We start from the raw sequence: 14,503 nt of genomic DNA, 5'->3' as shown, positions 1-14,503 counted from the left end.
AGAGAATGGTTCGGAAATTGACAGAAACTTACTATGTTTCGCCACAGATTACACCTGAGGCGATGGCTCAACTGGCCGAACAAGGCTTTAGCGATGTGATTTGCAACCGGCCTGACATCGAAAACGGTCCTGAGCTGCAACATGACCTGATGCAGAAGGCTGCCGAGGCTGCGGGGCTGATCTATCATTTTCATCCGCTGGTGAGCCAGACCCTGATGCTTACCGACAATGTGGCCCGCCAGAAAGAGCTGGCCTCATCTGCCAAAGGCAAAGTTCTTGCCTATTGTGCTTCGGGAACGCGCTGCACCTATGTTTGGGCGCTTGGTCAGGTGGGCGAAATGCCGGCGAACGATATCATAGATACCGCTGCGCAGGCGGGGTATGATTTGAACCCGTTGCGTCCGATGCTGGTCTAAAGCGGTTCGATTTCAGGCGGTGTCCCACCTCAAACTCGAAACGATTTAGGCGAGCAGAACGCCTGCGACAACGCAACCAAGACCCAAGGCTGAGAGGCCGAGCGCGCCGAGGTTCCATGGCAATACAGCTTGTACGCGCGCGCGCAGAGCCTCGTCGGAGAGGTTTTCGCGACGCGCGGCATTGACCTTTATGATCGAATATATGAGGCCGATGAGGCCCAAAACGGTGAGCGCGGCACCTGTGTAGACGAGGTATTCCATGGGTGTCTCCTTTGCACGGGTTGCGCCTAGCGCATCACGGCGTGCGCAGCAAGGGAAAGCCCTTGCAGGGCGCGCGAGGGAGCGATAGCAAGGCGGTCTGAGAGAGTGCCCAGAACTGGAGAGAGCCCATGGACGACAACTCAACCCCATCGAGCTACCGTGTGACAGCAGATGAACTGCGCCAGTTTATCGAGCGCTTCGAGCGGCTTGAGGCCGAGAAAAAAGACATTGCCGAGCAGCAAAAAGAGGTGATGGCCGAAGCCAAGGCACGCGGTTACGATACCAAAGTTCTGCGCAAGGTTGTGGCCCTTCGCAAACGTGATGCCGATGATATTGCTGAAGAAGAGGCAATGCTCGAGATGTACAAAGAAGCGCTTGGAATGTAAGCGCCTGCGGCCGCAAACCTAGGGGGCGATAAAGTTCACTCCCGGGATGCGGCTGATTTCAAAGACATCTTCATCATAGATTTCAGTGAGTTCATCCACCAGAGCGTCTGTCCAACCGGGCAGATCAAGCTCTTCCTCGATCATGTCTTCTCGGGCGAATTTGTCGAGGAAGGCGGCGATCACGCGGCGCTTTTGAAATTCTGTCATATCGGTGTGTTCTGCGAGATAGGCCCGAAAGCGCGCCATACCCTCGGCTGACATAATCTCGGAGATCAGATCAAACCCGCCTTTGATTTTGGCGTTGGGATCAATACCAGCCAGTTCGCGGATGATTTGCCCCCAGATCAGCGGTGTATCTTCGTTGCACCAGACGGTGAGGGCGATATTCGGGTTGTTCTCGCGGATGCGGTAGACCAGATCGGACCAGCGCAGATCACGCGGATCAGCGCCGAAAGTCATATCGGCGAAGTCGTCAAATTTGGTGCGGCGAAACTGTGCAGGCAGATAGGTTGCCGGATTGCAGATTCCGAGGAAGATTTCGATTTCGTCTTCGGCAAAAAGCTGGGAGAGCAGATCTACGCGCTCGTGGCCCTTGTCATAAAACTGCGCGCCACGCAGCGCCATGTTGGGCACGCAGAAGAAGTTTTCATTGGATAGAAGCATACGCTCGCAGGGTTCTTCTTCAAGGATTGTCTCTATCAGAATGTCGCGTGCATCTGGGCTGGGCGGGGCCTCGGACATGGCCAGCAACGTCTGGTGCATCAGTTTTCGGTAGCGCCCTGGAGGCGGCACATTGATGCCCAGTGCGTTGAAATCGGGGCGGTTTTTAAGCAGACATTTGATGATGCGGTCTTCATCGGTGTTATGTGCGCCAGCGTGAAACACGATTTGCATGAGAGCGGCTTGTCCTTATGGATCGTCTTTTATGTACCTTCGTTAATATACGGTCTTTTCTGGACAGTTAAACCGCAATCGGGCATGAGCGGGAATATGGAACATGTGCTTCAAAACCCCAGGCGCAGATGGCGTCTTTTGCCTGATCCCTGGTCTTTCACAGCGATCTTGATTTCACTTGTGGTTCTTGGCCCCATTATAGCTGTGGCTACGATTGCGCTGTTTCCCACCGAGAACATCTGGCCGCATCTTCTGGCGACAACTCTGCCACGCTATCTTGGCAATACGCTCGTTTTGATGGGAGGAGTCGGGATTTTGGCGGCGCTTACAGGCACGGGTGCGGCCTGGCTTATCGCGCGCTATCAGTTTCCTATGGCAGGCTGGTTTGAATGGCTCCTGTTGCTGCCTTTGGCCGTGCCTGCTTATGTCGGGGCCTATGCGCTGGTTGATTTGCTGGAATATGCCGGCCCGGTACAAACGGGCTTGAGGGCCGTTTTTGGCTGGGAGAGTGCACGAGATTACTGGTTCCCTGAAATACGCTCGATTGGCTCGGCAATAGTCGTTTTGGCGGCAGCGCTTTATCCGTATGTTTATTTGTTGGCGCGCGCGGCGTTTCACGAGCAGTCGGGAGCAAGCGAAGAGGTGGCTATGTCGCTGGGCCAAGGTGCACTTAAGCGACTTTGGCGAATAGGTCTGCCATTGGCACGGCCTGCTGTGGCTGCTGGCACGGCGATCGTGATGATGGAAGCGGTGAATGATTTTGGTACGGTTGATTACTTTGCCGTGCAAACTCTGACCACTGGGATATTCAGTACATGGCTTGAAGGCAACAATGCGGGCGGGGCTGCGCAAATAGCCTGTGTCGTGCTTGTGCTGGTGATTGTGCTTGTAACCCTTGAAAAAGTATCGCGCCGCCGTGCACGTTTTTTCAACCAAGGCGGGCGGCATAGGCCGATTGCCCGCAAGCGGCTTCGCGGGGGGCGGGCGCTTCTGGCGACACTTGGTTGTGCGCTGCCCTTTACAGTGGGTTTTATATTGCCGGCGGGTACGATTTTTTTACATGCGCTTGAGCGTGCCTCGCTCTGGACTGAGCCCGAGCTTTACCGCGCGGCGTGGAATACCATTACAGTCGGCTCAATCGCGGCCTTTCTGACGGTTTTTGGCGGGCTGCTGCTGGTTTATGGTGTGAAGCTGTCGGGGAGGGTGCTGCCGCGACTTTTGCAGCCGATCACAACGATTGGCTATGCCGCGCCCGGGGCTGTGTTGGCTGTGGGGATATTGTTGCCGCTGGCCGCGTTTGACAATGCTCTGGCCGACTTCACACTTGCGCTTACGGGCTTTGACCCAGGGTTGATTCTGACAGGCTCGTCCTTTGCGCTGATACTGGCATACTTTGTGCGCTTCTTTGCCATCGGGCAGGGCGCTGCTGATGCGGCCCTTGAACGGGTTTCACCTTCACTGGGCATGGCGGCGCGTTCTTTGGGCCGCCAGCAAGGGCAGGTTTTGCGCGAAGTTTATTTGCCACTGATCAAAGGCTCGGTGGGCTCTGCTTTGCTTCTGGTGTTTGTGGATTGCGTAAAAGAACTGCCTGCAACCCTGCTTTTACGCCCCTTTAACTATGATACGCTGGCCACCCGCGTGCATGATCAAGCGAGCTTGGAGAACCTAGTCGAGGCCTCGCCAGCGGCTATTTTTATCATTGTTGTGAGCCTTTTTGCTGTGATCTTGTTGGCGCGTGCAAATAGGGCGAATTTTTAGCTTGCAAGCGTAAGATTCCTGCCTTAAATCGGCCCGCAGTGCCCCTATAGCTCAGCTGGTAGAGCAATTGATTTGTAATCAATAGGTCCGCGGTTCGAGTCCGTGTGGGGGCACCATTTAACCAACAAGCTTTATCCGAAAATATCCGAGAAGCCCTGTGTTATATGGGGTTGGTGGATATATTGTTCTATCCCGTTCACGTCGGTTTGGCTTTATCCGGCGCAAATGTTGTATGTTTGGAGGAGGCGGAGATTCTCGAAAATAGGATATACTTGGAAATGTTGTTGTCTGTTTAAAATTTTCGAAACCTGAAACCAAAAGAAAAACTCTAGAAATGTCTTTCGTCATCTGACGTCAGACTTCAGATCGGTTTAAGCGTTGGAGCATCTACAGCTTGCGGAAGGCCTCGGGCTTTGCCGCGAAGTGTGAGCATTGCGGACTGACAGGTTTCTAGCCACATTTTATTATGACAGCGCCCTAAGTCACTTGGCATGAGGACACGAATCTAAAGTGATGCCTCGAATAACTGCCGTGTGTAAGGGTGAGAAGCCTCCATTGATCTCAGAGCTGCAACGCTCAGGATATCAACAACCTCTCCGCTTTTCATGACAGCAAGGCGATCACACATATGCCCGACTACGGATAGATCATGCGACACCATGAGATATGTCAGGTTACGGTCTGCTCGCAAATCTGTAAGCAAATTAAGGATTTCAGCCTGCACCGATACATCCAGAGCCGATGTTGGTTCATCAAGCAAAAGCAACTCCGGTTCTGGCGCCAGAGCCCGCGCAATGGCCACCCGCTGACGCTGGCCACCGGAAAGCTGATGTGGATATCGAAAGCGGAACTTTTGGCCGAGTCCCACATCATCAAGCAGTTTGACGACCCGATTGTCTATATCCCGAAAGCCGTGCAGTTGCAGGGTTTCGCCCAGCACCTGATCAACAGAATGGCGCGGGTGAAGCGACGCGTAGGGGTCTTGAAAGACCATCTGCACTTGTTTGTAAAAGGCCTTGGGCCGCTTCTGTGGCACGGGATTTCCATCAATGCTGAGTTGACCAGACCAATTCGGGGCAAGCCCTGTAATGGCACGCAAGATCGTGGATTTTCCGGACCCGCTTTCCCCGACCAGGCCAAAGCTTTCGCCACGTGCAACTTCAAATGTTGCATCCCTGACGGCGTCTACACGCTGTTGCCGCTTGCCAAACCATACGTTTAGGTTCTTGACGTTCAACATGCTCATATCCGGCCACTCACACTTGGGGTTTGTGACCATTCGGGATCACGTTGCAAGACTTCCAACCGTTTGCTGGGCTGATCCAGTCGTGGCAGAGAGTTCAACAAACCTCGGGTATAGGGATGTTTGGCGTCATGCAGTTTATCCGCCTCACAAACTTCAACCACACGACCGGCATACATTATCAAAACCCGGTCACAAAAATCGGCGACAAGGTTCAGGTCGTGGCTAATAAAGATTAGCCCCATGCCGCGTTCTTTCACTAGTTTGTCCATGATATCCAGAACTTGACGCTGGACGGATACATCAAGCGCCGAGGTCGGCTCATCCGCGATCAGGATTTCGGGGTTGGGGATCAACATCATCGCGATCATAATCCGCTGGCCCATGCCACCTGACATCTCGTGAGGATAGGCGCGCATCACGCGCTCCGGATCGTTGATCGATACGGCTTCGAGCATCTCAAGCGACTTGCGATAAGCATCCGCTTTGGACGCCGAGTTATGAAGCCGATAGGCCTCGATAATTTGGCTGCCAATTGTCATGACAGGGTTGAGCGAGAACTTGGGGTCTTGCATGACCATACTGATGCGTTGCCCCCGCACGGCGCGCATTTCCTTTTCAGTTTTGGTCAGCAGGTCCACACCATCAAGTTTGATATGATCGGCTTCAACGATGCCGGGCTTTCTGATCAGGCGTAAGATGGCACGGCCCGTCATTGACTTGCCGGAGCCGCTCTCCCCGACAATACCAAGGCGTTCTCGCCCAAGGGTAAAGGATACGCCGCGCACGGCATCAAACACACCTTGGCGGGAGGGGAATTTGACCCAGAGGTTTTCAACATCGAGAAGCGTTTCCATCAGTCACCTGCCTTTGGATCGAGAACATCGCGCAACCCGTCACCCAATAGATTGAACGCGAGCGAGACCGTGAAAATGGCAAGGCCAGGGACAGTAGCCACCCACCAGTGATCGAGAATAAACCGCCGTCCTTCAGAGATCATCGCTCCCCATTCCGGGCTGGGCGGTTGTGCGCCAAGGCCAAGAAATCCAAGACCCGCAGCTGTCAGAATAATGCCTGCCATATCGAGCGTGACCCGCACAATCAGAGAGGAGATACACAGAGGCCAGATGTGCTTGGTGATAATCCGGATCGGCCCAGCACCTTGGAGCTTGATGGCGCTGATATAGTCGGATGAGCGGATCGTGAGTGTCTCGGCACGCGCTATACGGGCATAGGGGGGCCATGCGGTGAGGGAAATCGCAATAACCGCATTCTCGATGCCAGCTCCGAGGGCGGCAACAAACGCCAAGGCTAGAACCAAACGGGGAAAGGCGAGAAAAATGTCAGTGATGCGCATCAAGACAGTGTCGGTCCAACCCCCGACATAGCCGGATACAGTGCCGACCAAGAGGCCGGCAACAGGGGCAATCAAGGTCACCAATGTTACGATATAGAGTGTGATCCGCGTTCCATAAATCAGCCGTGAAAGAATGTCGCGTCCAAGGCTATCAGTGCCGAACACATGCCCGTCACTCCAAAGCGGCGCAAGACGGTTGCCGAGATCCTGTGTAAAAGGGTCATGTGGAGCCAGCAGAGGCGCAGCGGCAGCGACAAAGAGCATCAGCACAAGAATGCCCAGCCCGATCATCGCCATTGTGTTAGAGCGTAGTGTTAACCAGCCATGATAAAACGCAGAGATCTTGGCATGACGGCGCGAAGTCGGCGTTTCGGTCAAAAGCCACTCGCGTAAAGTTTGAGTATTAGACATGAATGAACCGCCCTTCTATTTCGCTCGGGGGTCAAAGATCTTGTAAAGCATATCGGACAAGACATTGAGGAGGATGAAAATAAGACCGACAACCACAGTGCCGCCTAAAACGGCGTTCATGTCAGCACTGAGCAAGGCGGTGGTGATGTAGCTGCCGATGCCTGGCCAGCTGAAGATAATCTCGGTGAGAACCGAGCCCTCAAGCAGCCCTGCATAGCTTAGCGCGATGACCGTGATCAACTGGACCCGGATATTTTTGAACGCATGCTTCCAGACGACGTTCCATTCCGACATTCCTTTCACACGTGCAGTTGTGACATATTCTGCGCTGAGTTGTTCCAGCATGAAAGAACGTGTCATCCGGCTGATGTAGGCCAGCGAGTAATACCCAAGCAGCGAAGCTGGTAACACGATGTGGCTAAAGGCGCTTTTGAATACGTCCCAATTCCCGTCCAAAAGAGCATCTACAAGGATAAGCCCGGTTACGCTCGGCACCACATCGACATAGAAAATTCCGACACGGCCCGGCCCTCCGACCCAGCCCAGAATGCCATAGAACACCAGCAAGCCGATCAAGCCCAGCCAGAAAATAGGCATGGAGTAACCGATGAGGGCGACGAGCCGGGCGATCTGGTCGATCCAGGTGCCCTTGTTGACCGCAGCCAGCACGCCGAGTGGCACGCCTGTTACAATGCCGATTATGATCCCGATGGTCGCCAATTCCAATGTCGCCGGAAAAACCCGTGCGATGTCTTCTGAAACTGGTCGCGCGTTCAGAACCGAGATCCCGAAATCGAGGTGGAGCACATCCCAAATGTAGAAAAGAAATTGCACAATAACCGGACGATCCAGCCCGAGCTGTTGATAAACTTCGTCATATTGCGCTTGTGACGCGCGCTCGCCGACGATGGCAAGCACAGGGTCAATCGGCATGACGCGACCTATAATAAAGGTAATGAACAACAGGCCCAGCATGGTCACCGCGATTGAGCCAATCGTGGAGATCACAACCTTCAATGTAGGCCATATGCGATCAATAAAGAGCGCCCGCATCGGGCGCTCTTCGTTGCTTTCATTGGTCAACGCCATTTACTTGGTAACCGGCCAGTACGCAGCGTTTGTAACCGCTTGCCCTGTTGAGAAGTTCATCACGTTTTCACGCATGGCGGATTGTTCGATCCGTTGGAACATGACGATGAATGGTGACGTATCGCGGAATTCCTTTTGAATATCCTGATACATCTGAATCCGCGTATCGCGATCCCCTTCCGTTACGGCTGCTTCAACCGCCGCGTTCATCCCGGGGCTTACTTCCCAGCCCGTGCGCCATGCCAGAAGGCCTGTTGCATTGGCTTCGTCCGAATTGTCGGGGTTGTAGGCAAAGGTGCCTGCATTGGTCTGTGGATCAGGATAATCCGGTCCCCAGATACCAACATACATGTCCAATTCGCGTGCGCGGTAACGACCAAGGATCTGCTTGGCTGTGCCGACGGTGATGTTCAGCTTGATGCCGACTTGAGCAAGCGTATTTTGCATGGATTGTGCAATTTCGATCCGCTCTTGGGCCTCACGAACGCCAGCTTCGATCTCCAAACCTTCAACGCCAGCCTCTGCCAAAAGCTCTTTAGCTTTTTCTATGTTAAGCGAGAACGGTTTCTCAGTAGATGCACCGAGATACGTTGCAGGAAGGAAGTTCTGATGGGTTGTGTATTGCCCATTCAGAAAACTGTTTTGCATGCCTTCATAGTCAACAAGGTATTTGAAGGCCTGACGCACTTCTGGCTTGGACAGAACCGGATGTTTGCCGTTCAGGGCAAGATACATCAGGTGACCTTTCAGCTCGTCTTCAACCTTGACGCCGCCTGCCGCAGTTACGCCGGCGATATCTTCAGGGTTCAGGTTTCGGGCAATGTCGATATCCCCACGCTCAAGCAACAAACGCTGTGATGCGCTTTCGGTGACGTGGCGCACAATAACACGTTCCATTGCGGGTTTGTCGCCAGTGTAGTTCGGGTTCAATGACATGGTCACGCTGTCGTTTGGTTTCCAGCTGTCCAATTTGTAGGGGCCTGAACCCGCTGTGTTTGTTTTGAGCCAGGTGTTGCCCATATCGCCGTCGACTTCGTTTGCCATGACGGTTTCTTTGTCGACGATCGCGCCGATAGTTGCTGTAAGGCAGTTCAAAATAAACGATGTCGCATATTTTTTATCGGTGGTGATGGTCAGCTTGTTCCCATCGGCTTTGATCATTTCGGCGGCATTCTCGGGGGTGAATCCGAATTGCCCCAAGATGAACGAAGGCGTTTTGTTCAAAATCACGGCGCGCTGAAGCGAAAATGCAGCGTCTTCGGCGCGAACAGGGTTGCCGGATTCGAACGTAATTCCTTCCCGCATGATGAACGTGATTGTTTTGCCGTCTTCGGAGACCTCCCAGCTTTCGGCCAGTGCGGGCTTATACCCTGCTTCCAGATCCATTGGATCAAGGTAGACAAGACGTTGATACACATTGCGGCTCACGTCAGATCCCGCGAACTCAAAGCTCTCGGCTGGGTCGATTGTGATGATGTCATCAATGCGGTTTGCGATTACCAGCATATTTGCAGGTGTTTCGGCATAAGCTGCCATGGACGACATACTGACAGCGGCCCCAATCGCGACGCTGGTCAGTAATCGGTTAAATACATTCATTTCAGAAACTCCCATGTTCTGTGGTTGGTTATTCATAGGCTGGCAAAGGGTTATTTTCCCCATGTTTTCTTCAGCACGCGCAGCCAGTTTTCGTGGCAAATTTTTGCGATTAACGCTTTGTCGTAGCCGTGTTTTTCCATGGCCTGTCGTAGTTTGGGCAAACCCGCACAAGAGGTCAAGTCTTCGGGAACCACGGCTCCGTCGTAATCAGACCCCATGCCTACGCGGTCTTCGCCAACATGCTCGATCAGGTGATCAAGGTGGCGTATCATTTGCTCCAGCGGCACATCAGCCAGCATTCTCCCGTCGTCACGCAGGAATGCGACAGCGAAATTCAGGCCAACCATACCGTCGCTTTCTTTGATTGCGGCGAGCTGTCTGTCCGTCAGGTTTCGGCTATGCGGACAGATTGCATGGGCGTTTGAATGAGTGGCAACCAGTGGTTTGGTCGAGTATTTGGCAACATCCCAGAACCCTGCTTCATTCAAGTGGGATAGGTCCACCATAATGCCCATTTCATCGCAGCGCTTGATCAGTCGCACGCCGTGTTCGGTCAAGCCATCGCCAATGTCAGGTGTGCCCGGATATCTGAACGGAACCCCATGGCCGAAAATAGTGGAGCGGCTCCAGACGGGGCCAAGTGATCTCAGGCCAGCCTGATACAAAACTTCAAGAGTATTCAAGTCTGGATCAATTCCTTCGACGCCTTCAATGTGAAAGATTGCTGCCATTTTGCCAGCGTCCAATGTCGCACGGATGTCGGCAACAGACCGACATATACACAGCGCGCCTCGTTTCTCGAGATCAAACAAAATGGCGGCCTGCGCCATAACCACGGGTAATGCGTCGCACCATTCAACGGGCGCGGGGAGCGGCAAGTCATATGCCGACTTTGCCATCTCTTCCATTTTGAAATTACGATCAACAGGGGAGGGCACATAGACAGCGAAAAAACCGCCACCAAAGTTTCCCTTTTTTGCAGAAACAGCATCAATGGCGCCATCTCGCCCTGTCAGAAAGCTCTCGGTTGCAGACAGCCCTCCGGCCATATGTAATTTCAACAAGACGTCATTGTGGCCATCAAAAATGACGGGGCTATCTACTTTGGTCATGCTCGAACACCTCTAACTTTAGCCCGACACTAGAGACACGGATTGGCTTTAGCCAGATATCCGGGCGAGAAATATGTCGCTTCGATCCTAAAGTATTGAAATTAAATCAAAGTGCCAAATTTTTGGTCTCTATTTTGATCTGACTTATGAGGTGAGATGATATTCAATAGGCCGAACCGTTTGACCAGCTCGTGCTGTATTGTGGAGCTGGCCAAGAGCAGAGCGGCTATACTTCGTATACATTTTGGCTGGGGCAGTTGTGCCGGGCTGCCTGTGGCATTAGGCGAGTAATTACGGGCGCTTCTGGCCGTTTCCGAAGACGAGATATTTGAAGCTTGTCAATTGCTCTGCCCCGACGGGGCCGCGTGCGTGCATTTTACCTGTCGCGATACCGATTTCAGCGCCCATGCCGAACTCGCCTCCGTCAGAAAACTGGGTGGAGGCGTTATGCATGACCACAGCAGAATCAATCGCGGCCATGAAGCGTTTGGCTGCGTCCGTGTCTTCGGAGATAATCGCGTCGGTGTGACCCGAAGAATGAGATTGCACAAACTCGATTGCCTCGTTCAGATCGCTTACGATCTTTACGGAAATGACATTGCTCAGATATTCCGTATCCCAATCTGCATCTGTAGCGGGTGTTATTTCAGGCAGGATTTTCTGTGCTTCACTATCCCCGCGCAGCTCACAATTGCCAAGCGCCTCTTTCAAATGTGGCAGAACCTCAGAGGCGATCCGACGATCAATCACCACGCATTCAGTGGCCCCGCAAATCCCAGTCCGGCGCATTTTAGCGTTCTGGATAATGCCTGCTGCTTTTCCGATATCCGCACTTTCATGGATGTAGCTGTGATTGTTTCCATCAAGGTGCAATAAAGTCGGCACGCGAGCCTCTTTTTGCACCAGAGACACCAAGCCACGCCCGCCGCGCGGGATAACCAGATCAACGGTGTCTGTGCTGTGCAACAAAAGCTTGACTGCCTCCCTGTCGCGGGTGTCGACGAGTTGCACCGCATCTACGGGCAGGCCCGCTGCCTTGAGCCCTTGCGCCAGGCAGGCAACAATCACCCGCGATGAGTGCAGGCTTTCGGAGCCGCCGCGCAGGATAACCGCATTGCCTGACTTCATACATAGTGCGCCTGCGTCAGAGCCGACGTTGGGACGCGATTCATAGATCATCGCGATGACACCGATAGGCACGCTGACGCGGTCGATCTTTAGTCCATTGGGGCGTTCGAAATGTGCGAGTGTGCGGCCCAGAGGATCGGATTGCCGGGCAATGGCATCAACAGCTTCGGCCATGGCGGCGACACGATCTTCTGTCAGGGTAAGGCGATCAATGAAGGCGTCATCCTTGCCGCTAACGCTGGCAAGATCTGTGGCATTCGCGTCTAGTATTTCGGGGGTACGGGTGCGTAAGGCCTTCGCTGCCTCAATCAGCGCCAGATTGCGTTGTTCAGCCGTTGCCAAAGCAAGGCGGTGCGCGGCGGCTTTCGCCCGCTGGCCAAGGTTTGCAACCGATGTTGTGATATCAATTTCTTTCGTCGTGTCGCTCAGATCATTCATACTTCATCTCCTGTTGCTGCTTGCAGCGCAAAAACGCGGCAGCTATCTCAATTCGGCAGCGCGGCGGTATGCGGCCTGCACGGTTTTATCCAAAAGCGTGTCCAGTTTTCCGTCGCGCTGCAGTTCGTCCAAACCTGCCTGTGTGGTGCCATTCTTGCTGGTCACCGAGTTTCGTAGCTCTTCCAGCGAGACATCTGATTGGCGGGCCGTTTCGACGGTGCCCGTGATCGTATCAAGCACCAAGGCGCGGGCGGTTTCCTCGTCAAAACCCAAGCCCTTGGAAGCCTCGACATAGCTGCGCATGATTTCAAACACATATCCCGGCCCACTTCCGCTCACGGCAGTCAGGCGATCGATTTCATCTTCGCTGGTAAGCGGGACGCAGCGGCCTGTTTGCGCTATGAATGCGGTGACGTCTGTCACCTGTTGTTCCGTGCAGGCAGGATTTGCATACAAGCCAGACACACCCATCCCGACCATCGCCGCGAGATTTGGCATCACGCGGATGATGGCAGCATCGCCTACGATGTTGGCCAGTGTCGTAATGCTGCAACCCGCTGCGATTGAGACAAAGCAGCCCCCAGGCTTCAAGGCCGGGATGTAGTCGGGGAGCAGTTCCGCGATCATCTGCGGTTTGATTGCGATGACTATTACGTCGAATTCGGCTTGCGGAAGCGATGTCGCTTTTGTGACATGTCTTGTGCCCTCCGGTAGCTCTGTGACGGCGGGATCGGCGACGGTAAACTGGTTGCCGCCTTGGTTGACCCACTGGCGCAACATTGCGCCACCCATCTTGCCGCACCCGATCAAAAGTATCTTCATCTTCAGCTTTCCTTTTTCTTCGGCGACCCCTCACGTGCAGAGTGCTGCGCCCCTTCAAGCGGGCGCCCGTTCAGCCGGTGATTTTCTTTCGGCGCCAAGTGGCCCAAATGCGCTTTAGCTTACGCTGCGGCGCAGCGACCTGTTTGCATTCACACACGGGGTACGTGTTATACGTCACTCAAGCACCTGAATGAGGTCTTGCTATAGGGCTGCGCCCAAGGACGCAACCGGTTAGCACTTTTCCTCATAAAACAGATAGTTATTGGAGACTTCATATGTCTGAGAAGAAAAAAATTGTTGTTAAAATCGGATCTAGCCTTCTGGCCAATAGTGAAAATTTGACACTTCGCTATGCTTTCATGAACGGCTTGCTAAGCGATCTCGCGGAACTCCAAAAGCAGGGCCATAATATCATTTTAACCTCATCTGGATCGGTTGCGCTAGGGCTGAACATGGTTGGAAAACGTCCTGAAGAAGCGGGTGTGCTCGACAAGCAAGCCGCGGCGGCCTGCGGCCAACCGCTCTTGATGAACGCCTACCGTCAGGTCGCGTCAGAATACGATTTGGACGTGGCACAGATGCTTGTGACTGTCGAAGATATGGAGGAAAGACGCCGTTTTTTGAACATCAAGAATACGATGCTGAGATTGTTCGAAAACGACATTTTACCGATCATCAACGAGAACGATTCCATCGCGACCCGCGACCTTCGTGTCGGCGATAATGACCGGTTGTCCGCCAAAGTTGCGCAAATGGTCGAGGCCGATGAATTGATCATTCTGACCAGTGTTGAGGGGCTATATGATCGTGATCCCTCTGATCCCAAGGCGAAGTTTATTCATGAAATCGAAGATGTCAGTGAACACCTGGAATCCACCACAGGTATTAGTGAACTCGGAAGCGGCGGTATGCTTACAAAAATGCACGCTGCAAATATGGCGCAGAACGCAGGAGTTGAGACTATTATCGCTGAAGGCATCATCGAGCGTCCCGTCTCGTCTGTGCTGAACAACGAGCGCCGTTTCACACGCTGTCTTGTCCGCGGTGCAACTGCCTCACCGTTGAAAGTTTGGCTGAGCAACCGTTTGCAAGTGTCAGGAACGCTTGTCGTCTATAACGATATTGCATCAGGGATCATTGATAGAAGACAGGGTGTTAGTAGATTGGACATTATTTCGATTCAGGGGGACTTTACCAAGGGTGACGTTTTGCACATTTATAATGAAGACGGCGAGGAGGTCGCCCGTGGGCTGACAAATTTCTCCTCGGAAGAAACGATGCTGATGGCGCGCCATCTGGATATGCCGGTTGAAAATGTGATCGGCTATAAGACGAAAAGTGACATTGTCGGTGCAGAAAACATTCTGGTGCTTGAGGAAAACCACCTGCAACTGGAAGCTCCAGAGCATGATCCAAAAATCGTAATACCGGCATAGGCTCGGGGCCTCGCGGCGGGTCTAATGGGAAGACACTTTACGAAGCTCTCAGAGAAAAGTTATAATAAACAGAAGGGAAGCCTCACGAGTAACCGGACCTTGAAAATATGCGGAGCATGTGCGTCTCCAAAAATGGAAAAGACACCAATCGTC

At 53.3% G+C, this 14,503-nt stretch carries 14 protein-coding genes and 1 tRNA gene; 5 read left to right on the top strand and 10 right to left on the bottom strand.

Annotated features, from left to right (window positions below):
- Positions 1–5 precede the first annotated feature (5 nt).
- Entirely contained in the window at positions 6–416 is a 411-nt protein-coding gene (locus OE750_RS12310; protein WP_263764534.1) for a TIGR01244 family sulfur transferase, read from the top strand.
- 45 nt (positions 417–461) lie between these two features.
- On the opposite strand, the gene OE750_RS12305 is transcribed toward OE750_RS12310, so the two are convergent.
- Complete coding sequence (locus tag OE750_RS12305; protein ID WP_263764533.1) at positions 462–677, bottom strand: hypothetical protein; 216 nt, start codon at positions 675–677, stop codon at positions 462–464.
- A 128-nt stretch (positions 678–805) separates the two neighbouring features.
- Here OE750_RS12305 and OE750_RS12300 point away from each other — a divergent pair, with 128 nt between their 5' ends.
- On the top strand, positions 806–1,063 hold the full coding sequence (locus tag OE750_RS12300) for a DUF2312 domain-containing protein (protein WP_263764531.1): 258 nt from the start codon (positions 806–808) through the stop codon (positions 1,061–1,063).
- Between the two features lie 18 nt (positions 1,064–1,081).
- Here the strand turns inward: OE750_RS12300 and OE750_RS12295 are convergent, their stop codons facing one another.
- Entirely contained in the window at positions 1,082–1,957 is an 876-nt protein-coding gene (locus OE750_RS12295; protein ID WP_263764530.1) for a hypothetical protein, read from the bottom strand.
- A gap of 96 nt (positions 1,958–2,053) precedes the next feature.
- Between OE750_RS12295 and OE750_RS12290 the strand changes: the two genes are divergently transcribed.
- Positions 2,054–3,715: an ABC transporter permease gene (locus OE750_RS12290; protein ID WP_263764529.1), complete on the top strand. Its 1,662-nt coding sequence runs from the start codon at positions 2,054–2,056 to the stop codon at positions 3,713–3,715.
- 40 nt (positions 3,716–3,755) lie between these two features.
- Positions 3,756–3,831, top strand: a tRNA-Thr gene (locus OE750_RS12285).
- Positions 3,832–4,220: 389 nt separating this feature from the next.
- On the opposite strand, the gene OE750_RS12280 is transcribed toward OE750_RS12285, so the two are convergent.
- The 8 genes from OE750_RS12280 to proC form a co-directional block, all read right to left on the bottom strand.
- The gene (locus OE750_RS12280) at positions 4,221–4,961 is read right to left on the bottom strand and encodes an ABC transporter ATP-binding protein (protein ID WP_263764528.1); all 741 of its coding nucleotides are present in this window, start codon (positions 4,959–4,961) and stop codon (positions 4,221–4,223) included.
- Complete coding sequence (locus tag OE750_RS12275) at positions 4,958–5,815, bottom strand: ABC transporter ATP-binding protein (protein ID WP_263764527.1); 858 nt, start codon at positions 5,813–5,815, stop codon at positions 4,958–4,960. The genes OE750_RS12280 and OE750_RS12275 overlap by 4 nt, the downstream gene beginning before the upstream one ends.
- Positions 5,815–6,726 (bottom strand): nickel transporter permease, encoded by a 912-nt coding sequence (nikC, locus tag OE750_RS12270; protein WP_263764526.1) that lies wholly within the window; start codon positions 6,724–6,726, stop codon positions 5,815–5,817. The genes OE750_RS12275 and nikC overlap by 1 nt, the downstream gene beginning before the upstream one ends.
- Before the next feature lie 15 nt (positions 6,727–6,741).
- Positions 6,742–7,815 (bottom strand): ABC transporter permease, encoded by a 1,074-nt coding sequence (locus tag OE750_RS12265; protein ID WP_412176227.1) that lies wholly within the window; start codon positions 7,813–7,815, stop codon positions 6,742–6,744.
- Entirely contained in the window at positions 7,816–9,414 is a 1,599-nt protein-coding gene (locus OE750_RS12260; protein WP_263764525.1) for an ABC transporter substrate-binding protein, read from the bottom strand.
- A 50-nt stretch (positions 9,415–9,464) separates the two neighbouring features.
- Positions 9,465–10,526: a dipeptidase gene (locus tag OE750_RS12255; RefSeq protein ID WP_263764524.1), complete on the bottom strand. Its 1,062-nt coding sequence runs from the start codon at positions 10,524–10,526 to the stop codon at positions 9,465–9,467.
- 291 nt (positions 10,527–10,817) lie between these two features.
- The gene (locus tag OE750_RS12250) at positions 10,818–12,092 is read right to left on the bottom strand and encodes a glutamate-5-semialdehyde dehydrogenase (protein WP_263764523.1); all 1,275 of its coding nucleotides are present in this window, start codon (positions 12,090–12,092) and stop codon (positions 10,818–10,820) included.
- 42 nt (positions 12,093–12,134) lie between these two features.
- Entirely contained in the window at positions 12,135–12,914 is a 780-nt protein-coding gene (gene proC, locus OE750_RS12245; protein ID WP_263764522.1) for a pyrroline-5-carboxylate reductase, read from the bottom strand.
- Between the two features lie 275 nt (positions 12,915–13,189).
- On the opposite strand from proC, the gene proB reads away from it, so the two are divergent.
- Entirely contained in the window at positions 13,190–14,350 is a 1,161-nt protein-coding gene (proB, locus tag OE750_RS12240) for a glutamate 5-kinase (RefSeq protein ID WP_263764521.1), read from the top strand.
- The last annotated feature ends 153 nt before the right edge of the window (positions 14,351–14,503 follow it).

This window comes from Lentibacter sp. XHP0401 (assembly GCF_025751535.1).
In the GTDB taxonomy this organism is placed as follows: Bacteria; Pseudomonadota; Alphaproteobacteria; order Rhodobacterales; family Rhodobacteraceae; genus Lentibacter.
Note: the sequence above shows the minus strand (reverse complement) of the source record. Positions and strands in the feature narration are given on the sequence as shown.